Source organism: Labrys wisconsinensis, from assembly GCF_030814995.1.
GTDB classification, from domain to species: Bacteria; Pseudomonadota; Alphaproteobacteria; order Rhizobiales; family Labraceae; genus Labrys; species Labrys wisconsinensis.
Genome location: NZ_JAUSVX010000003.1, coordinates 33,480 through 53,771 on the forward strand (window position 1 = coordinate 33,480; position 20,292 = coordinate 53,771).

A 20,292-nucleotide genomic window follows, 5' to 3' on the forward strand; every position below is an offset into this window, starting at 1 on the left:
GACCGCAAAGGAAGAGCGACGATGCCGATCAGCCCCGATCCGCGCCACCTGCCCGACTTCACCCGCCGATCGGTGATCGACCGCCACATGGACCGGCTCGACAGCCGCGGCGTCTCCCGGCGCGACTTCCTGTCGATCGCGTCCGCGGGCGTCGCGGCGACCGCCGCAGCCGGTGCGCTGGGCCTGCCCTCTGTCGCCGTCGCCGATCCCGGCGGCAAGCTCGCCTATCTCGCCTGGACCACCCGGGTCGAATACATGGTCCAGGCCGGCAAGGCGATCGAGGCGGCCAGCAAGGCCCTCGGCCTCACCTATACGCTGCTCGACGGGCAGTTCGACAGCCAGCGCCAGCTCAACCAGTTCGAGCAGCAGGTGGCCGCCGGCACGCAGACCCTGATCCTGCACGCCTCCGACGGCAGCGCGCTGAAGCGCGTGGCGCAGCTTGCCGAGCAGAACAATGTCTACTTCGCCAATGTCTGGGCCACCCTGCCCTGGTTCACGCCCTTCGACGCCAGCGAGTACTACACGCTCTACGCGGTGCCCGAGGAGTTCTCCGCCCATCGCGGCGTCACGACCGAGCTGCTGAAGGCGGTGACGGAGCAGTTCGGCGGCGGCGACATCATCGGCGTCACCGGCGTGCCCGGCTTCTCCACCGACACCGTGCGCAGCCGCGGCCGCGACGCCGCCTTCAAGGATTTTCCGAAGACCCGGCTGGTCGGCGAGCTTCCCGGCAACTTCAATCGCGAGGATTCGCTCAAGGCAACCGAGGACCTGCTGTCTCGCCACAAGTCCGTCGTCGGCGTCGTCGCCCAGAACGACGACGTGGCGCAGGGCGTCATCGCGGCGCTGCGGGCAGCGGGCCTCCAGGCCGGCAAGGATGTGCTGGTGGTCGGAGCGGACGGCACCACCGAAGGAGCGACGGCCATCAAGAAGGGACAGCAGCTGGCGACCAGCGCCAACAGCCCGGCCTATTTCGGGGCGCATTTCACCGCCCGCCTGTTCGACGTCACTCACGGCTGGAAGCCGCGCGCCTCCGAGCGGCTGCTCTACTGGCGCTCGGTCACGACGACGAAGGATAATGTCGCCACCTACCTGGAGCGCTATGTCGACAACAACGGCGTCGAACCCTTCGACTATCGCCTCCTGTCGAAAGTCCTTCACCCCACGGACTGGGATCCTCAGGCCGAGGTCTTTCCCCTCGACATCGATGCGGAATGGGCCGGAATCCCCAAGCCGGACGGATGGACCTATCCCAAGGCCTATGTCGAGGCCAAGAGCAACGGCGAATGGGAGGCCGTCACCCGGGACTACAAGGAACACTACAAGATCCCGTTCTTCGGGCCGTCGCCGAACAAGCGGGCCTGATATCGGGGAGGCGGCGCAGACCAGCTCCTGATTCAATCACGCCAACCGGATCTCCATCCCGCTTGGCGTCATCCCGGACGACACGTTCTTCGCCCGGTAGGCCGGCCTGACGGCCCCGGTCTCAGGCGGCCCGCCAGCGCAGCGACATGCAGGACAGGCCGGCATCGATCCTGGCGATCTCGGACGTCGCGAGCGGCACGACCCGGTAGCCCTCGGCCTCGAGCAGCGCCCGGGTGCGGGGAAAGCCGTCGCCGAGGAACACCCGATCGTTGACGCGCAGGGCGTTGGCGGCCCCCTCCTCGCCGTCCGGGGTCAGCAGCACCCGATAGCCCTCGAACACGCCGGACTGCGCCAGCCGCCGGGTGGCGAGCATCGTCGCCTCGTCGAGAAGCGCGCAGTCCGACTTGAAATGCAGCACGCCCGGCGGCGTGGTGACGACCACGCCGGTGCGGCCGAGCTCGGCCAACCGCGCGACCAGGGCATCGGCGCCGATCCGGTCGGTCCGATCGGACAGGCCGATCATGACAGCACACGGCGTCACCAGCACGTCGCCGCCATCGGCGAAGCCCGGCCCGGGCAGCTCGAGGACGGTCGCAAAGCGGCTCCTCAGCACCGGCGCGATCGCCGCCGCCTCGCCGAAGCGGCTCGCGGCGCCCGGCCGCAGCACGATGGCGCCCTCGGGAAAGACCAGCGCCGGATCTTCCACGAAGATCGAATCGGCGAAGGCGTCGAGGGCCGGCAGGCGCTGGACGGAAACTCCGGCCGCCTCGAGCGCGGCGACATAGGCCTCGTGCTCGGCCCGGACGCCGGCCAGGGTCGGCGCACCGCGATCGACCGCCCTGAGCCCGTCCACCACCGACGACGCCGGGGCGCGCACGATGGCATTGTCGAATTCGAACACGGGACGGGCGGCCATGGCGGATCTCCGGAAGCGGGCTTGCGGCCGATAGCATGCGGCGCCATATCGCGTCACGGGGGACCGCAGGGGCGCCGTGGGGACGGTTGCGCCGTCGGCGCCGATCGGCCAAGCTCGGCACCTCGCACACAGGAAAAACCCATGCCCTCTTCGCCTGACCAGCGCCTTGTCGAACTCGGCATCACGCTGCCCACGCCCGCGGCTCCGGTCGCCAACTATGTCGGCGTGGTGCGCAGCGGCAATCATCTCGTCATCTCCGGCCAGCTCTGCTTCGGGCCGGACGGCAAGCTCGCCGCGACCGGCAAGCTCGGTGCCGGCGTCGCCGTCGAGCAGGCCAAGGCCGCGGCGCGCCTGTGCGCCATCAACGTGCTGGCGCAGGTCCGGGCAGCGGTGGGATCGCTCGACAAGGTGGTGCGCGTCGTGCGTCTCGGCGGTTTCATCGCCGCCACGCCCGACTTCACCCAGCACCCCGCCGTGATGAACGGGGCCTCCGACCTGATGGTCGAGGTGTTCGGGGAGATCGGCCGTCACGCCCGTTCGACCATCGGCGTGCCGTCCCTGCCGCTCGACTCGGCCGTCGAGGTCGAAGCCCTGATCGAAGTCACCTGACCATGGTCGACTGGATCGCCGCCCGGCCCGTCGCCCATCGCGGCCTGCACGACGCGGCAGCCGGCGTGATCGAGAACACGGCGGCAGCGTTCCAGGCCGCCGTGGACGGCGGCTACGCCATGGAATGCGACGTGCAGATCTCGGCCGACGGCGAGGCCATGGTGTTCCACGACGACACGCTCGACCGGCTGATGCGGGCGAGCGGGCGGGTCGATGCCTATCCGGCGGCAGCGCTGCGGGCCCTGCCGATGAAGGCCGGGCGCGATGGGATGATCACGCTGGGCGAATTGTGCGACCTCGTCGGCGGCAGGAGCCCGCTGATCGTCGAGGTCAAGGCGTCCTGGAGCCGGGACCGGCGGCTGGAGCAGCGCGTCGCCGCCGTCTTGAAGGCCTATGCCGGACCGGTTGCCGTGATGTCGTTCGATCCCTGGTCCGCCGCCGCCTTCCGCACGCTGGCGCCGAACCTGCCGCGCGGCGTCGTGCAGGAAAGCCTCTACGACGATCCGGAATGGAGCATGCTGACGCCCGGCCGGAAATGGGCGCTCGGCTCGCTCCTGCACCTGCCCTGGTCGCGGCCGCATTTCCTGGCCTGGTACGTCCGGGACCTGCACCACCGGGCGCCGCGCCTGGCTCGCAGGCTGCTCGGCCTGCCGATGCTGACCTGGACGGTGCGCACGCCGCAGGACCAGGCCCGGGCAGCGCTCTATGCCGACCAGATGATCTTCGAGGGTTTCAGAGCTTGAGCACCGGCCGCCTGACGATGCGCATCGCCACGTCGATCCAGGCGATCGGCCGGGCAGCCTGGGACGCCTGCGCCAATCCCGATCCCGGGGCGGCTTCGGTCGACGACGGCCCCGCGGATCCGGCGCGGCAAGACGAGCCCGACACGGCGGCGCAGGCCTATCACCCCTTCATGGCCTACGATTTCCTGCACGCCCTGGAGGCGAGCGGCTGCGTCGGCGGCCGCTCGGGCTGGACGCCGGTGCATGTGGTCGCCGAGGCCGCCGACGGCAGCGTGGCGGGAGTGATGCCAGCCTATGCCAAGAGCCACAGCCAGGGCGAATATGTCTTCGACCATGGCTGGGCCGACGCCTATGAACGGGCCGGCGGGCGCTATTATCCCAAGCTCCAGGTCTGCGCGCCGTTCACGCCGGCCACCGGCCGCCGCTTCCTGGTCCGGCCGGGCCAGGACGCGACCGCCGTGCGCGAGAGCCTGATCGCCGGCGCCAAGGCGGCGCTCGGCTCGTTCGGCGGCTCCTCGATCCACCTCACCTTCATCGGCCGCGAGGACTGGGAGCAGCTCGGGGCGCGGGGCTTCCTCCGGCGCACGGACCAGCAGTTCCACTGGCTCAACGAAGGCTATGGCACCTTCGACGATTTCCTTGCCGCCCTCGCCTCGCGCAAGCGCAAGACCATCAAGCGCGAGCGCCGCGACGCCCTGACGGACGGCATCACCATCGAGCGGCTGACCGGCGCCGCCATCACCGAGGAGGCCTGGGACGCCTTCTTCGCCTTCTACATGGATACCGGCTCGCGCAAATGGGGCCGGCCCTATCTCAACCGTGCCTTCTATGCCGGGATCGGGGCCGACATGGCGGACCGCATCCTCCTGGTGATGGCACGCCGCGCCGGGCGCTATGTCGCCGGCGCCATCAACTTCATCGGCTCGGACACGCTCTACGGCCGCCATTGGGGCTGCATCGAGGATCATCCCTTCCTGCATTTCGAGGTCTGCTACCACCAGGCCATCGAATTCGCCATCGAACGCGGCCTCGCCCGGGTCGAAGCGGGAGCGCAGGGCGAGCATAAGCTCGCCCGCGGCTACCGACCCGTCACCACCTATTCGGCGCATTGGATCGCCGATCCCGGCCTGCGCCGCGCGGTCGAGCACTATCTGGAGCGGGAGCGCGAGCAGGTGGCCGAGATCCACGAGGCGCTGGAGGAGGCGGCACCCTTCCGCAAGGGCTGAGCCTGGCGCGACGCTCTTGTGAGACGGTGCGGCCTGTGACTTAATCATAATCCATGGATTAAGGAGATAAACATGGCCTTGCAGATCGGCGACATCGCCCCCGACTTCGAAGCGCAGACCACCCAGGGCCCGATCCGCTTCCACGAGTGGATCGAGGGATCCTGGGCTGTGCTGTTCTCGCACCCCAAGAACTTCACGCCGGTGTGCACCACCGAGCTCGGCTATACCGCGCGGCTCAAGCCCGAGTTCGACGCCCGCGGCGTGAAGGTCATCGGCCTCAGCGTCGACACGCTCGACAACCACGAGCCCTGGTCCAGGGACATCGAGGAGACGCAGGGCTACGCGCCCAACTTCCCGCTGATCGCCGACAGCGGCCGCACCATCGCCGGGCTCTACGGCATGATCCACCCCAATGCCAGCGACACGCTGACGGTGCGCTCGGTCTTCGTCATCGGGCCGGACAAGAAGGTGAAGCTCACCCTCAATTATCCCGCCAGCACCGGGCGCAATTTCGACGAGGTGCTGCGCGTCATCGACTCCCTGCAGCTCACCGCCAGGCACGGCGTCGCCACGCCGGTGAACTGGAAGCCCGGCGAGGACGTGATCATCGTGCCCTCGATCTCCGACGAAGCGGCGAAGGAGAAGTTCCCCGACGGCTGGACCACGCTGAAGCCCTATCTGCGGGTGGTGCCGCAGCCCGGCTCGCGCTGAGCTGCGCCCCGGGGCGAAACGCGTCTTGACGCCAGCCCCGGGGTCGCGACAGGTAGGCGGCGGAGGACCCGCCATGACCGCCGCCTACGACGACCAGAACATTTTCGCCAAGATCCTGCGCGGCGAGATCCCCTGCCACAAGGTCCACGAGGACGAGCAGACCCTCGCCTTCATGGACATCATGCCGATCGTCGACGGGCATTGCCTGGTGATCCCCAAGGCCCCGGCGCGCAACATCTTCGACGTCGGTCCGGAGAGCCTGGCGACCCTGGTGAAGGCGGCTCAGCTGGTCTCCAAGGCGGCCTGCAAGGCGTTCGGCGCCGACGGGCACGTGCTGCGCCTGCATTCGGAAGCTGCCGGCGGCCAGGAAGTGTTCCATATCCACTTCCACGTCCTGCCGATGAAGACCGGCGTGCCGGTCCGGCCTCGCGCCATGGCCGATCATGCGCTGCTGGCCGAGCACGCGGGCCTGATCCGCGCCGCCTTCTGAGCGCTCTCTCAGTCGTTGCGTGATCGCAAATAGCTTGTGAGATCGCCCGTCAACCGGTCCCAGTCGAGAGCCTCGCTCGTCCAGACGTGGAAGGTTGGAGGGATCGTGTTCGGGTTGTCCAAGCTCACTGTCATGACGTCGAGTTCGTCGGGTGTGTCGTCCCGGCGATAGGTCAGAGGAGACCCGCATCGACCGCAGAAGCTGCGGGTGACGCCGGGCGAAGAGGCGTAGTCGACCGGCGCGCCACGGGTGTAGCGAAAGCCTGCGGACGGCAGGCCAAAGAAGGGGAGCCGGGGCGCCGATGCAGCGCGCCGACAGGTCGCGCAGTGGCAGATGCCACTGCTGATCGGTTCACCCTCAGCGATATAGCGCACTGCGCCGCAGAGGCATCCGCCCTCCATCCATCCCTCCGGCGTTGGCCAATTCGACCATTTGACGCGACCAGCCTCATCATCGACGCATGAATCACGACCCGGCCGGACGCTACTTCAGTTTCCAGACGAGCCCTGAGCGCCGGCGGCGGGAATCCGCCGCCGGCAAGCAACTCTTTACCATCCTGCGCAATACTCCCACCAGTCGTGTAGGAGTTGCGTAACCATGCTGTTCGTCAGCGCCGTCAATGTCGCCCTCGGCTGGGGCTGGCATATCGCCTATCGCGCGAAGCATCACTGGTCGCTGAAGCGCGAGGGCGCGCTGATCGCCGCAGCTGCGGTGGCGCTGATCGGGACCGTCGATGCGCTGCGTTCGGCCCATCGACCGCAGGACCACGGCGCGCCCGCGATGTCGAGCCCGATCCTGGCACCGACCGCCGCCCTGACCGATTCCGCCACGCCGGTGGTGACCGCGGCCCAGCCGCTCGAGATCCAGCCGACGGACCAGGCGCCGGAAACCGTCGCGGCCACGCAGCCGCCGGCCGTGCCGCCGATGCCGGCGGCCTCGGCCGACGACGCCATCGGCCAGAAGATCCTCGAGCGTCTCGGCGACCCCGTCGCCACCGGATCGATCGCCCCGGCCGCGCCCGCCGACGGGCCGGAAGAGCTGGATCCCGTCGATGCCGCCACGCTGGTGAAGCCCGAGCCGCCCGCGCCGGCGCCCGCCAAGCCGGCCAAGGCGACGAAGCCGGCCAAGGTCACCGAGCGCCACAAGAAGAAAACGGAGCCCTGACAACCGTTTCCGCCGCCGGCGCGGGGCGAGTCGGACGTCCGCCCCCCGCGGCCATGCCGTTGATCCGGGGGATCGCCGGTGGCGCGACTGCAGCGCCCGAGGCGGAGGCAATGGGCGCAAATGCGCGTCGGTTACGCAGAACTTGTTGACGTGATTGACAAATAGTCTTGTCGCACTATGGTGCGCGGCATTCCGGTCTCCATCATCGAGTCCGTGAGCGGCGATGCGTGCCGCCCTCTGCCGTCCGATCGGGGCGGCCTCCGTTAGTCCGTCCGTCACAATGAGCTTCGCCGAACTCGGTCTTTCCTCTAAGGTTCTCGCCGCCGTCGCAGCGTCCGGCTACACCGTCCCGACGCCTATCCAGGCCCAGGCCATTCCTCACGTGCTGCAGCGCCGCGACGTGCTCGGCATCGCGCAGACCGGCACCGGCAAGACCGCAGCTTTCGTGCTGCCCATGCTGACGCTCCTGGAGAAGGGCCGCGCCCGTGCGCGCATGCCACGCACGCTGATCCTGGAGCCGACGCGCGAGCTCGCGGCCCAGGTGGAGGAGAACTTCGCCCGCTACGGCGCCAACAGCGGCCTGTCCGTGGCGCTGCTGATCGGCGGCGTCTCCTTCGGCGACCAGGACGCCAAGATCACCCGCGGCGTCGACGTGCTGATCGCCACGCCCGGGCGGCTGCTCGACCATTTCGAGCGCGGCAAGCTGCTGCTGACCGGGGTGGAGCTGCTGGTCATCGACGAAGCCGACCGCATGCTCGACATGGGCTTCATTCCCGATATCGAGCGCATCTGCAAGCTCGTGCCCTTCACCCGCCAGACGCTGTTCTTCACGGCCACCATGCCGCCGGAGATCCAGCGCGTGACCGAGCAGTTCCTGCACACGCCGATCCAGGTGGAGGCCTCCCGTCCGGCAACGGCGGCCACGACCATCACTCAGGCCCTGGTGCACACGCGCAGCCATCCCGCGGACAAGCGCGAGACCCTGCGCCACCTGATCCGCTCGGCGGAGAACCTGAAGAACGCCATCATCTTCTGCAACCGCAAGACCGAGGTGGCGCTGCTGCACAAGTCGCTGGTCCGCCACGGCTTCGCGGCCGTGGCCCTGCACGGCGACATGGACCAGCGCTCGCGCATGGCGGCCCTGGAGAGCTTCCGCAACGGCGAGATGACCTTGCTCGTCGCCTCCGACGTGGCGGCGCGGGGCCTCGATATCCCCGATGTCAGCCACGTCTTCAACTTCGACGTGCCCATCCATGCCGACGACTATGTCCATCGCATCGGCCGCACCGGCCGCGCCGGCCGCAGCGGCTGGGCCTTCACCCTGGCCGCGCCGACCGACAAGAAGCACGTCGCCGCCATCGAGACCCTGATCGGCAACGCTATTCCCTGGACCGGCGATCCGCTGCCCGTCGAGGAGGGCGAGGAGGAGGCGCCACGCCGCGGCGCCCGCCCAAGGCGGCGCGAGGAACCAAAGGGCAGGGATCGCGAGCCCGCCCGCGGCGGACGCAAGGAGGCCCGCCCGGCCCCGAAGGACGCCGAGCCCGCCCGGCCGCCGCGCGAGCGGCCCGAGGCGCACAAGCCCGCCTCCGAGCCGAAGCGCCCCCATCGTCACCGGGAGGAGCCGGACGAGCCGGCGGTGATCGGCCTCGGCGACCATGTGCCGTCCTTCCTGCTGCAGCCCGTCCGCCGCAAGGCCCGCTCGCCGGCTTAACGGCGGGTTAAGGGGCTGACTCTAGGTTTCGCCACCATGGGGTTGACTGCGACGCCTGCCGCCGCGCCGGCGCAAGGCCCGCAGGCCGCGAGGCGGACGACATGGCCAAGGGCAGAGAACTGGAGCGGACCATCGCCTTCGGCGAGCAGGCGATCGGCCACATCAAGACGCACCGGACGGCTGCCTATCCCCGCATCTACGAGCTCTGGTACACCTACGCCGCCGGCCATGACAGCGCCCTGAACCAGGCGCTCGACGCCCTGATCCATCGCGGTGCGATCGACGAGCAGGATCTCGACAAGCTCTATGACCGCCACCTCTCGCCTGCGCGGTTCTCCGACCGTATCGACGAGGTTGGCTCGCGCCTGAGCACGGAGATCGATGAGGTCGTCGCCATCGTCGAGAGCGCGACGGGACAGGCCGCCGGCTATGGCCATGAGCTGAGGACGGCGCTGTGCCGGCTCGCCGCGCCGCCGATCGAGCAGGCCGCGCTCCAGGTCGTCCTCGACGGCCTCGTGCGCATGACGCGGGAGCTCGAGGCCTCGAACCGTGCCCTGGAAGCCCGCCTCAGGGACTCCCGCAGCGAGATCAAGGCGCTGCAGGACGGCCTGCGGGCGGTGCGCACCGAATCCCTGACCGACCCGCTGACCTCCCTGTCCAACCGCAAGGCCTTCGACGCGACGCTGGCGGGCTGCATCGCGACGGCGCGGGCAACCGGGGAACCGCTGTCCCTGCTGATCACCGACATCGACCATTTCAAGCGCTTCAACGACAATTTCGGCCATCTCACCGGCGATCAGGTGCTGCGTCTGGTGGCGTTGGCGGTGAAGCAGGGCATCAAGGGCTGCGATCTTGCGGCACGCTACGGCGGCGAGGAATTCGCGGTGATCCTGCCGGGCGCATCGCTGCACGCCGCCGTCACGGCGGCCGAACAGATCCGACGGACCGTCATGTCGAAGGAGCTGGTCAAGCGATCGACCGGCGAGACGCTCGGTCGCATCACCATCTCGATCGGCGTCGCCACCTTCCAGCCGACGGACAGCTCGGCCAGCCTGATCGATCGTGCCGACGCCTGCCTCTATGCCGCCAAGCGCGGCGGCCGCAACCGCGTCATCGGCGAACCCGCACCCGAGCTCGGGATTTCCGCGGTGGCGTGAACGGCCTCAAGCCTCCTCCAGCTCCACCAGCGTGCCGGCGAAATCCTTGGGATGGAGAAAGAGGACCGGCTTGCCATGCGCTCCGATCCGAGGCTCTCCGGAGCCGAGCACCCGGGCCCCGGCCGCGGCCAGCCGATCCCTGGCGGCGAGGATGTCCTCGACCTCGTAGCAGAGATGGTGCAGGCCGCCCCCTGGGTTGCGCTCGAGGAATTTTGCGATCGGCGACGCCTCGCCGAGCGGCTGCATCAGCTCGACGCGGGTGTTGGGCAGATCGACGAACACCACGGTGACGCCGTGCTCGGGCAGGCCGCGGGGCGCCGAGACCGTGGCACCGAAACCGTCGCGATAGATCGCGGCGGCGGCCTCGATGTCGGGCACCGCGATGGCCACATGGTTGAGCCGGCCGATCATGCCGTCACCATGGTCGGTCCGGGGGCGGGCTCCGGACGCGACAGCACGCCGCCGGTCATCGGACGCGGCACGCCGGTGGTCGAGGGGAAGCTCAGCGGCAGGCCGTCGAGGGAGCGGACCGCGAGATAGGCGAAGGCCTGGGCTTCCATCATCGCCGCCGACCAGCCGACCGCGTCGGCCGTCGTCACCGCGCCGGGCACGCGGGCGGCGAGCGCGGCGAGGATCGCGGGATTGCGCGCCCCGCCGCCGCAGACCACCCACAGCGCCGGCTCCTTCGGCAGCCAGCGGCGCGCCAGCGCAACACTGCCTGCGGTGAACGCCGTCAGCGTGGCTGCGGCATCCTCGGTGGAGAGGCTCGCCACCGCCGATCTGGAAAACTCATTGCGATCAAGGGACTTTGGCGGTTTCTTGCCAAAATACTCGTGGTCGAGCAGGGCAGCCAGCGCCGCCGCGTCGACCGTGCCCGCCAAGGCGGCCCGTCCGTCGGCGTCGACGGCGCGGCCGGTGCGCTCGAGCATCAGGTCGTCGATCAGCGCATTGGCCGGACCGGTGTCGAAGGCGATCGGGTCCTGGCCGCGTTCGACATAGGTCACATTGCCGACCCCGCCGAGATTCAGCACCGCGACAGGACCCGGCAAGGTACCGGCCTCGACCAGCGCCCGGTGGAAGGCCGGGACGAAGGGGGCCCCCTGCCCGCCCGCGGCGACGTCGGCGGCGCGCAGGTCCGAGACCACCGGGATGCCGGTCGCCGCGGCGAGCGCCGCCCCGTCGCCGATCTGGACGGTGAGGCGTTCGGCCGGCCGGTGCAGCACCGTCTGGCCGTGGAAGCCGATGACAGCCACCTGTCGCGGCTCGATCGCCTGCTCGGCGAGGAAGCGGCGAACCAGCGTGGCGTGGCTGGCGGTGAGTCGCCGCTCCGCCTCCGCCAGGACGCCCGGCCGGGCTGCCCGGTCGGTCATCGCCGCCGCGTCGCGCAGCGCCTGGCGCAGGAGCGAGCGCTCCGCATCGTCATAATCCAGCGATGCGCTCGGCCCCATCCGGACCGCCGCCGCACCGTCCGTCTCGATCAGGGCGAGATCGATGCCGTCCATGGATGTCCCGGACATCAGGCCGAGAGCCGTGAGCAGTGCCATTGACAACCTCCGGAGTGCGAACAATGGGATAAGCTGATAGACGAGCCACGACGATTGGCAATGGCTCCCCAGAGAAGCCCGACATGACCAGGTTCACTTCCGACTTTCTGCGCATCCTCGACGAGCGCGGCTACATCCACCAGACCTCCGACCCGGAAGGGCTCGACGCGCTGGCGGCCAAGGGCGAGGTGGTCGGCTATATCGGCTTCGACTGCACCGCGCGCTCGCTGCATGCGGGCTCGCTGGTGCAGATCATGCTGCTGCACTGGCTGGAAAAGACCGGCAACAAGGTGATCGCCCTGATGGGCGGCGGCACCACGCGGGTCGGCGACCCCTCCGGCCGCGACGAGGCGCGCAAGCTCCTGTCCGTGGAGGACATCGAGGAGAACAAGCGGGCGATCCAGACCATCTTCGACCGTTTCCTCAGCTTCGGCCCTGGTCCGCGCGACGCGATCATGGTCGACAATGCGGAATGGCTGACCAGGCTCAACTATATCGACATGCTGCGCGAGGTCGGCCGCCACTTCTCGGTCAACCGCATGCTGTCGATGGATTCGGTGAAGCTGCGCCTGGAGCGCGAGCAGGAGCTCTCGTTCCTCGAATTCAACTACATGATCCTGCAGGCCTACGACTTCACCGAACTCGCCCGCCGCTATGGCTGCAACCTGCAGATGGGCGGCTCGGACCAGTGGGGCAACATCGTCAACGGCATCGACCTCGGCCGGCGCCTGGGCACGCACCAGCTCCATGCGCTGACGACCCAGCTCCTGACCACCGCCTCGGGCGCCAAGATGGGCAAGACCGCCGCCGGCGCGGTGTGGCTCAACGAGGACATGCTGTCGCCTTACGACTACTGGCAATATTGGCGCAATGCCGAGGACGCCGATGTCGGGCGCTTCCTCAAGCTGTTCACCACGCTGCCCTTGTCGGAGGTGGAGCGGCTCGCGGCACTCGGGGGAGCCGAGATCAACGAAGCCAAGAAGATTCTCGCCACCGAGACGACGGCGCTGGTGCACGGGCGCGACAAGGCGCTGGCCGCCGAGGAGACCGCGCGCAAGACCTTCGAGGAAGGCACGCTCGCCGAGAGCCTGCCGACCGTCGCGATCGAAGGACTCGGTGCCGGCGTCGGCGTGCTGACCGCCTTCGTGGCCGCGGGCCTGGTGCCCTCCACCTCGGAGGCGCGCCGGCAGATCAAGAGCGGCGGCCTCAGGGTCAACGACCAGCCCGTGACGGACGAGCGCGCGGTGCTGACGCTCGGCGACCTCAGCCCGGAAGGCGTGATCAAGCTGTCGATGGGCCGCAAGCGGCACGTGCTCCTCAAGCCCAAGTGAGGGCTACTGCCTTCACTCCTTCTGGAACTCGAACAGCTTGCGCAGGAAGCCCGGCGCGATGGCGGAGAGCGGGTTGACGGTCAGCACCGGCGAGCCAACGCTGCCGGAGACCTTGAAATTGATGGCGAAGAGGCCGCCGTTCTCCCCGCCGCCCAGGATCTCGCCGAGAATCGGGATCTTGCCGAACAGGTTGTTGAGGGCATAGGCGGGCACGAAGGTGCCGGTCATGCTGACCTTGTCGGCGGCATAGTCGATCATGCCGGAGATGCTGACGCCGACATCCGGCCCCCAGACCACCGCGTCCGAAATGGCGATCCGGTCGGGCGTGCGGCGAAAGCCGAGCCGCAGCTTCTTGAACTGGGCCGAATTGCCGTTCGACGACGGCGGCGGCGGGTCGACGCGGCCGTTCGCGGACTTCTCCAGGGTGGTTCGGTACTGGCCGAGGGCCGGCTCGTCGAGCACGCTGAAGTCGCGCATGGCGATCTGGCCGGCCATGGCGTTCAACCCGGGCGTCGCGACCAGCCGCATCACACCGCCGCTGATGCGGCCGTAATAGTCGAGGAACCGCAAGAGAGCGCCGGCATCGGGCGTGTCGACCACGATCTCAGGCGATCCGTCCGACGCGGCCTGCTGGGCGATGGTCACAGCGCCGCCACCGAGCTTTCCCTTGAGGTCGACATGGCGCACCGTCGAGCCCCGCGTCTCCAGGTTGAGCGCCAGGCCGGACAGCGTCTCGTCGCCGAAGCCGAGCGCCTGGTCGAGCCGGGCGTCGAGCAGGAGGTCGCCTGCCTTGGCGGCGGCGCCGCGCTGCTGCAGCATCTGCAGCAGCGGGCGCAGGTCCAGGACCTTGCCGCGGACCGTCGCCTTCCAGCCCTGCCCGGACGGCTCGATCGAACCCTGCGCATCGTCGCCGGGCGAGAGGCGGAAGCTGGTGAAGGCGGCGCGCTTCAACTTGCCCTCCGCGCCGAGGGTGACATCGCCGCGCAGCGAGACCGGCCCTGAATCGAGCGCCAGGCCGTTGATCAGGCCGCCGGCGCCCTGCGGCACCCAGGTGAAGGTCGCCTTGCCGGGACGTCCGGGCGGCTTCTGCCATCCCGGCAGCAAGTCGCGCACCCGGGCCTGCGCCAGGTCGATCTCGACGGCATAGGTGCCGTTCTGGGGACGCACTTCCGCCATGACCGGTCCGTCGAGCGCGTCGCCGAAATCGAGACCTTTGCGGCGTCGCGCCGCATCGTCGAGCGTGAGCGCCATCGTCAGCTGCGGCGGCGTCTGGTCGGCCTTGCGATAGTCGATGCGGGCGGGCAGGCCGGCAAAGCTGCCCCGGCCGGTGGCGAGCATCACGCCTGGTATGATCGACAGCTTCAACGAGCCGTCCTCGAGCTTGCCACCCTCGAAGGCGTCGATGGTCATGGCGTCGAGCGAACCGGAGACGGCGTAACCGATGTCGCCGTCCTGGAGCTTGGGCACGAGCGGCATGTCGAGCTTCACGTCCAGCGCCGCCGTGCCGGTCACGGCGGCGGGATCGAGCGGCGAGCCCATCGAGGCCCTGGCCAGCGGCTCGCGCGTCATCAGGCTGACCGCGGCCCTGGTCGGCCCGCCGATATGGAACACGACGTGCTGGCGCGGCGGCTTGATGTCCAGATCCGGGATCTCGTAGATGCCGTTCTCCACCGTCAGCGTACCGGCGTCGCCGACATCGACCTTGGCCTGATCGACCGAGACGGTGACATGGCCCGCCGTGAACGTGGCACGCGCCTGGGCCCCGGCAAGCGGCGGCAGCGTGTCCATCAGACGGAGAGAACCGTCGCTGATGACGAGGTCGCCGCCGATGGAGTCGTTCGGCAGGGGTGGGATCACGCCGTTGACCGGCACCAGCGCATCGATCGGGATCGCCACCGAGAGCTTGAGGCTGTCGACCGTCCCGCCGGTGACATGGTCCTCGAACCAGGCGCGCAGCGGCGGCACGGCGAAGAAGGGCCACAGACGCTTCATCGCGGTCACGGACATGCGCTGGGCCACCAGGCCGAGGCCGATCCCCGGCGCGCCCTGGCTGAAGGTGACCGAGCCGGCCAGCATCACGCCCGCGGTCGGCCCGGAGAACTCCGCCTTGTCGAAGCCCAGGCGCCGCGTCTGTGGATTGTAGCGCGCACGGATCGAGGCATGGTCGAGCTGCAGCGGCGGATCCTGCAGCGTCGGCCCGCCGAGCGTCATGCCGGGCGCATCGAGCTCGATCATCCAGTCGCCACCGTCTGGCGGCGGCGGCGTCATGCGCCCCTGGAAGACGGCGCTGCCGGTGCCGGCGCCGAGCGCGGCCCGCTCCACCAGCACGGTGCGCGTCGCCCCGTCCCAGCGCAGGTCGAGGCGCGCCTGGTCGAACTCGAAGGGGCGGACCTTCGGATCGAGCCGCCAGCTGCCGCCGGCGCTGGTGACGTTGAGCGTGGCCTGGCGGACCGTCCCGTTCACGTCGATGCTGGCCCGGCCCAGGGCGTTGATCGTCGCGGTGAGGTCGGGCGGATTGGCCCGCGGCGCGAAGCTGGCGACGAGGTCGCGCAAGGCGATGTCCTTCGCCTGGATGTCGATCAGGCGCGCGCCGTCCTCACGCCGCTCGATCGTGGCATTGACGCTGCCCATGCCCGCGGCGACGGACACGGCGACGCCGCCCTCCACGGAGGTGCGCCGGATCGCCAGCTTGATGTCGTGATAGGCGGCGTCGCGCCCGAGCGCCTTGTCATGGATGGCAAGCGTGGCATCGCGCACCTCCACCGCATCGATCGATCCGGCGGCGACCATCAGCGCATCGACGGCGTTGAGCACGCCCGAGGCCGACATGTCGCCGGGTGCCTGGAGCGGCGCCGAAGCCACATCGGCGCCGGCGCTGAGGCCGATCCGCCCGTCCAGGCCGATGGCCAGGGCGACGGCCGCCCCTTCGACGATGATGGAGCGAGGCTCGACCGCCCCGCGCAGCAGCCCTGCGCCGCCGACGCCGACGACGATGCGCGGCGCGGAAGCGATGCTGCCGCCGGACTGGTCGCGCAGGGTCAGGTTCTGGAGGACGGCGACGAGCCCGTTGTCGCGCCGTGCCAGCGAGACGGCGCCGAGATCGATGGTGAAGCCCGGAGGCAGCTTGCCGTCGATCGCCGCCCGCACGCGCTCGGTCAGGAACGGCACGGAGATCGGCCCCTTGCCGAGCCGCCAGTAGAGAGCGCCGGCGGCCGTGCCGGCGACGACGACGAGCATCAGCAGGATCGAGACGAGGCAACGACCCCAGGCGATCTTGTGATCGGGAACGAGCAGGCGCGCCAGCCGCTCGAGCCTGGCGTGCTCCTCGTGGGGGGCCGTGTCCTGGCGTGGGGTATGGGGTTCGCCGTCCATGTCACCGTCTGTTTCGCACCGGCCATGGCCGGGCGAGATCGCGCCGCTCTCCAGCTATGCCCTTGCTCGGGACGCAGGGAAAGCCATAACCGACCGATGTCCAGCGACCGTGCGGCGACCGGCGTGGTTATTCCGGCTTCCGGCAGGGGTCGCGAGGTCCGCCGCGGCCCGTCGCAACGCGATTCGGGTCGCCGAATCGGATGCACGGTCCCAAGCTCCGGGAGCATCGGGTTTCGGGCCGGCGGCCGCGGACGGGCCGGCCCGCCGATATCCCGTTCAATTTTGCCAAAAGGAAGACAGGCATGGTCGAGCTCAGCGTGGGAGGTGCGGCACCCGACTTCACCCTGGCCCGGGACGGCGGCGGCACGGTGCGGCTGTCGGCGCTGCGCGGCCGCAAGGTCGTGCTCTTCTTCTACCCCAAGGCCGATACGCCCGGCTGCACCCTCGAATCGAAGGATTTCTCCTGCCTGGCCGATGCCTTCGCCGCCGCCGATACCGAGCTCATCGGCATATCCGCCGATCCGGTGAAGAAGCAGGACCGGTTCAAGACCAAATACGACCTGGCCCTGACGCTCGCTTCGGACGAAACGCATGCCATGCTCGAGACCTATGGCGTGTGGACGCAGAAGAGCATGTTCGGCCGCAAATATATGGGCATCGAGCGCACCACCGTGCTGATCAACCGCGACGGCCGGATCGCCCGGGTCTGGCCGAAGGTGACGGTCGAGGGGCATGCGCAGGAGGTGCTCGACGCCGCCAAGGCGCTCTGAGGGGCGGCGCGCCCGTCCGCCGGCAGCGTTGGCGAGATGTTAACCCTAATGCTTCGTAATGATCCGGCGTCGTCCCGCAGCGTCCGGCGGCGCTGGAGACCCTGCGATGCCCGAACGCCACCGGCTGCACCAGCCCTTCGGCAAACGCCAGACGCCGCCGCACCGCATCACCATCGACAGTGGCGGCCGCATCCGCCGCCTCACCCTGCCGCGCTGGACATTCCTGGCCGTGGGAGCTGCCTTCGGCCTGATGACCTTGTGGACCGCCGGCACCACCGGCTTCATCGTCTTCCGGGACGACTTCATCGCCGGCATGATGCGGCGCCAGGCCGCCATCCAGTACGACTACGAGGACAAGATCACCGCGCTCAAGTCGGAGATCGCCCGCCTGCAGTCACGGCAGCTGATCGACGGACAGGCCTTTTCCCAGAAGGTGGACACGCTGCTGCGCCGCCAGGCGACGCTGGAGTCGCGCCAGACGGTGCTGCAGTCCCTGGCCGACATGGCGACGTCGGCTGGCGTCAAGCCGCAGCTGCCGCCTCAGTTCGACAGTCCGGCGCTGACCGGACCCGCATCGGGGGTGCCGCAGCCGCTGCCCGACGATGACGCGGACGTCGCGCGGCCCGGCAAGCAGGCGGCCCTCGGCTTTGCGCCGGCGCAGCAGGCCTCGGTCATCGGAGCCGCCCGGCCCGCCCCCCGGCCGACGCCGCGCAGCGCCGGCGTCGGCCTCGGCGACAAGCTGAGTTCGCTGACCCAGTCGCTCGACACGGTGGACGGCGAGCAGATGCGGACCCTCACCGCCCTCGAGACCTCCGCCACCGCCCGCACCGGCCGGGTGCGCGAGGCACTCGACGAGATCGGCCTCGACGCCGATCGCTTCCTGCCCCGTGCCGCGCCGGTGGCCGAGGGCGGGCCCTATATCCCCGCGGACCTGCCGCTCGATGCGACGCCGTTCGACATGGAGCTCGGCAAGGCCCAGGCGGCCCTGTCCCGGGCCGAGGGCCTCGACCAGGCCCTCACCAAGGTGCCCCTGCGCCGTCCCTTCCCGCATGCCGAGATCACCTCCGGCTTCGGCGTGCGCATCGACCCCTTCCTCGGAACCGGCGCCCTGCACGCCGGCATCGATTTCCGCGAGGAGATCGGCGCGCCCGTGCGCGCCACCGCCTCCGGCGTGGTGACGGAAGCCGGCTGGAGCGGGGGCTACGGCAACATGGTCGAGATCGACCACGGCAACGGGCTCTCCACCCGCTACGGCCACATGTCCGAGATTCTGGTCACGGACGGCGAGCATGTCGAGATCGGCCAGATCATCGGCCGCGTCGGCTCCACCGGTCGCTCCACCGGCCCCCACCTGCACTACGAGACGCGCATCCACGGCAGCGCCGTCGATCCCATGCGCTTCCTGCGCGCCGGCCGCCTGATCGGGCAAGCCACCTGACGCAGTCGTCCGGCGCCGCGCTCAGTCCGGCACGTGGTGCACCGCGATCAGGAAGGGGCCGAACCCCTCGCCCGGCCGGTCTCCCGCCAGCGAGGCCGGTTGCGCCCGGCGCGAGGCCGGCGGCGCGAGCACCAGCGTCGTCACCACCCCGCCCTGCCGATCGAGGGCGACGCGGCGCGAGGCGACCAGGAGCGGCTGGTCCGGAACGCCTTCGCTGCGGCCCGTCAGGATCATCTGGCCGCCGGCCGCCGTGAGCTGCAGGCTGAGCGGATTGCGCCAGTCCTCCGCCGCCGCGTCGAAGACGAGGATGCAGCCCGTGGCGAGGTCGCAGGCCAGGGTGCGCTGCTCGGCCATCGCGCCGTCCGCGCCGATCCGCGCGGCATAGACGAGATCGCGCGCCGCGGCGGCGCCAGTCGACAGCGGCAGGACGGCGAGGAGGAGGCCGGCAATCCGCACCAAGGGTCCTCCGGGACGAATCGAACCGCCCGCATTGTAACAGATTCATGACAGTCCGCGGCCATGGGACGCCCGCCCGCAAAGGCGCATGGCGACGTCGTAGAATCCGCCTTGACAGGCTGACATTGGTCAGACAATTGTTCGCGCCAGGGCGGCTGACATTGAACCGATTGAAGCGGTTCGCGAGGTCGCACGGAGCGTCCGGCTCTGCCGGCCGTTCGAGAATCCCGCGAAGAATCAACAATGTTTGGGGAGACCACCATGATCGATCGCCGTTCCCTGTTGCAGATCGCCGCCGGCGGCGCCGCCGTCACGGCCTTCGGGCTGCGCCCGGCCTATGCGGCGCTGCCGAAGCTGAAGAAGAAGGACGTCTACAAGGTCGGCTTCGCCCAGACCGAGAGCAACAATCCCTGGCGCCTGGCCCAGACCGCGAGCATGAAGGCGGAGGCCGAGAAGCGCGGCTGGCAGCTGGTCTATACCGACGCCGCCGGCTCCGCCGCCAAGCAGGTCGCCGACGTGCGCTCGATGATCGCCCAGAAGGTCGACGTCATCCTGCTGTCCCCGCGCGAGGAGAAGCCGCTGATCCCGGCGGTGATGGAGGCCAAGAAGGCCGGCATCCCGATGTTCCTGATCGACCGCGGCGTCGATGCGACCCTGGCCAAGGGCGGCGTCGACTATGTGGCCTTCATCGGCTCGGACTTCGTCAAGGAAGGCCATCAGGCCGCCGAGGCGCTGACCAAGGCGGTGGACGGCAAGGCGCTGATCATCGAGCTGCAGGGCACGATCGGCTCCTCGCCGGCCAACGACCGCAAGAGCGGGTTCGCCGACTTCATCAAGGCCCATCCGGAGATGAAGATCATCGCCTCCCAGTCCGGCGACTTCGCCCGCGACAAGGGCCGGCAGGTGTTCGAGACCCTCTACCAGGCGCATCCGGAAGCCACCGCCCTCTACTCGCACAATGACGAGATGACCATGGGCGCTATCGCGGCGATGGAAGCGGCCGGCAAGGTGCCGGGCAAGGACCTGATCATCGCCTCGATCGACGGCACGAAGGACGCGACCCAGGCCATCCAGGACGGCAAGGTGCTCGTCGTGGTGGAGTGCAATCCGAAGTTCGGCCCGGCGGCCTTCGACGCCATCGTGAAATATGCCGCGGGCGAGGCGATCGCGCCCCGGCTCGTCAACACCGACCGCGTCTTCACCAAGGAGAACGTGGCGGCCTACCTGCCGGAAGCCTATTGAGCGATCCCGGGGCGGAGGCCACACGGCCTCCGCTCCTTCCCCTGCCCCGC

General features: G+C 69.5%; 19 protein-coding genes. 13 read left to right on the top strand and 6 right to left on the bottom strand.

What is annotated here, in order from left to right:
- Positions 1-21: 21 nt before the first annotated feature.
- A complete protein-coding gene (locus tag QO011_RS10080; protein ID WP_307271087.1) occupies positions 22-1,362 on the top strand; it encodes a sugar ABC transporter substrate-binding protein in 1,341 nt (446 codons plus the stop codon).
- A 121-nt stretch (positions 1,363-1,483) separates the two neighbouring features.
- Here the strand turns inward: QO011_RS10080 and QO011_RS10085 are convergent, their stop codons facing one another.
- Positions 1,484-2,278 (bottom strand): dimethylarginine dimethylaminohydrolase family protein, encoded by a 795-nt coding sequence (locus QO011_RS10085; RefSeq protein WP_307271090.1) that lies wholly within the window; start codon positions 2,276-2,278, stop codon positions 1,484-1,486.
- A 141-nt stretch (positions 2,279-2,419) separates the two neighbouring features.
- On the opposite strand from QO011_RS10085, the gene QO011_RS10090 reads away from it, so the two are divergent.
- From QO011_RS10090 to QO011_RS10110, 5 genes are all read left to right on the top strand, one after another.
- Positions 2,420-2,887, top strand: coding sequence for a RidA family protein (locus tag QO011_RS10090; RefSeq protein WP_307271092.1), 468 nt, complete (start codon positions 2,420-2,422; stop codon positions 2,885-2,887).
- On the top strand, positions 2,884-3,630 hold the full coding sequence (locus QO011_RS10095; protein WP_307272322.1) for a glycerophosphodiester phosphodiesterase family protein: 747 nt from the start codon (positions 2,884-2,886) through the stop codon (positions 3,628-3,630). Before QO011_RS10090 ends, QO011_RS10095 begins: the two co-directional genes overlap by 4 nt.
- A 17-nt stretch (positions 3,631-3,647) precedes the next feature.
- Positions 3,648-4,856 carry a GNAT family N-acetyltransferase gene (locus QO011_RS10100; protein WP_307272324.1) on the top strand — a complete coding sequence of 403 codons (1,209 nt, stop codon included), beginning with the start codon at positions 3,648-3,650 and terminating at the stop codon, positions 4,854-4,856.
- A gap of 72 nt (positions 4,857-4,928) precedes the next feature.
- A complete protein-coding gene (locus QO011_RS10105) occupies positions 4,929-5,567 on the top strand; it encodes a peroxiredoxin (RefSeq protein ID WP_307271094.1) in 639 nt (212 codons plus the stop codon).
- 73 nt (positions 5,568-5,640) lie between these two features.
- Positions 5,641-6,057: an HIT domain-containing protein gene (locus QO011_RS10110; RefSeq protein ID WP_307271098.1), complete on the top strand. Its 417-nt coding sequence runs from the start codon at positions 5,641-5,643 to the stop codon at positions 6,055-6,057.
- Between the two features lie 8 nt (positions 6,058-6,065).
- On the opposite strand, the gene QO011_RS10115 is transcribed toward QO011_RS10110, so the two are convergent.
- Entirely contained in the window at positions 6,066-6,458 is a 393-nt protein-coding gene (locus tag QO011_RS10115; RefSeq protein ID WP_307271102.1) for a GFA family protein, read from the bottom strand.
- Positions 6,459-6,654: 196 nt separating this feature from the next.
- On the opposite strand from QO011_RS10115, the gene QO011_RS10120 reads away from it, so the two are divergent.
- The 3 genes from QO011_RS10120 to QO011_RS10130 all read left to right on the top strand — a co-directional run bounded on the left by QO011_RS10120 (position 6,655) and on the right by QO011_RS10130 (position 10,089).
- Positions 6,655-7,221, top strand: a complete 567-nt coding sequence (locus QO011_RS10120) for a hypothetical protein (protein WP_307271104.1) — start codon at positions 6,655-6,657, stop codon at positions 7,219-7,221.
- A gap of 280 nt (positions 7,222-7,501) precedes the next feature.
- Positions 7,502-8,932, top strand: coding sequence for a DEAD/DEAH box helicase (locus tag QO011_RS10125; protein ID WP_307271107.1), 1,431 nt, complete (start codon positions 7,502-7,504; stop codon positions 8,930-8,932).
- Between the two features lie 101 nt (positions 8,933-9,033).
- On the top strand, positions 9,034-10,089 hold the full coding sequence (locus QO011_RS10130; RefSeq protein ID WP_307271110.1) for a GGDEF domain-containing protein: 1,056 nt from the start codon (positions 9,034-9,036) through the stop codon (positions 10,087-10,089).
- Between the two features lie 6 nt (positions 10,090-10,095).
- Here the strand turns inward: QO011_RS10130 and mce are convergent, their stop codons facing one another.
- Together mce and QO011_RS10140 are read right to left on the bottom strand one after the other, a co-directional pair.
- Complete coding sequence (gene mce / locus QO011_RS10135; protein ID WP_307271113.1) at positions 10,096-10,500, bottom strand: methylmalonyl-CoA epimerase; 405 nt, start codon at positions 10,498-10,500, stop codon at positions 10,096-10,098.
- Complete coding sequence (locus QO011_RS10140) at positions 10,497-11,633, bottom strand: anhydro-N-acetylmuramic acid kinase (RefSeq protein WP_307271115.1); 1,137 nt, start codon at positions 11,631-11,633, stop codon at positions 10,497-10,499. Before QO011_RS10140 ends, mce begins: the two co-directional genes overlap by 4 nt.
- 83 nt (positions 11,634-11,716) lie before the next feature.
- On the opposite strand from QO011_RS10140, the gene tyrS reads away from it, so the two are divergent.
- Positions 11,717-12,964, top strand: coding sequence for a tyrosine--tRNA ligase (tyrS, locus tag QO011_RS10145; protein ID WP_307271117.1), 1,248 nt, complete (start codon positions 11,717-11,719; stop codon positions 12,962-12,964).
- A gap of 12 nt (positions 12,965-12,976) precedes the next feature.
- On the opposite strand, the gene QO011_RS10150 is transcribed toward tyrS, so the two are convergent.
- Positions 12,977-16,336 carry a YhdP family protein gene (locus QO011_RS10150; RefSeq protein WP_307271119.1) on the bottom strand — a complete coding sequence of 1,120 codons (3,360 nt, stop codon included), beginning with the start codon at positions 16,334-16,336 and terminating at the stop codon, positions 12,977-12,979.
- A gap of 302 nt (positions 16,337-16,638) precedes the next feature.
- On the opposite strand from QO011_RS10150, the gene QO011_RS10155 reads away from it, so the two are divergent.
- On the top strand, positions 16,639-17,106 hold the full coding sequence (locus tag QO011_RS10155; RefSeq protein ID WP_307271121.1) for a peroxiredoxin: 468 nt from the start codon (positions 16,639-16,641) through the stop codon (positions 17,104-17,106).
- A 106-nt stretch (positions 17,107-17,212) separates the two neighbouring features.
- A complete protein-coding gene (locus tag QO011_RS10160) occupies positions 17,213-18,544 on the top strand; it encodes a M23 family metallopeptidase (RefSeq protein WP_307271124.1) in 1,332 nt (443 codons plus the stop codon).
- A 21-nt stretch (positions 18,545-18,565) separates the two neighbouring features.
- Here the strand turns inward: QO011_RS10160 and QO011_RS10165 are convergent, their stop codons facing one another.
- Complete coding sequence (locus tag QO011_RS10165) at positions 18,566-19,000, bottom strand: hypothetical protein (RefSeq protein ID WP_307271128.1); 435 nt, start codon at positions 18,998-19,000, stop codon at positions 18,566-18,568.
- A 261-nt stretch (positions 19,001-19,261) separates the two neighbouring features.
- Here QO011_RS10165 and QO011_RS10170 point away from each other — a divergent pair, with 261 nt between their 5' ends.
- Entirely contained in the window at positions 19,262-20,242 is a 981-nt protein-coding gene (locus QO011_RS10170; RefSeq protein WP_307271129.1) for an ABC transporter substrate-binding protein, read from the top strand.
- The last annotated feature ends 50 nt before the right edge of the window (positions 20,243-20,292 follow it).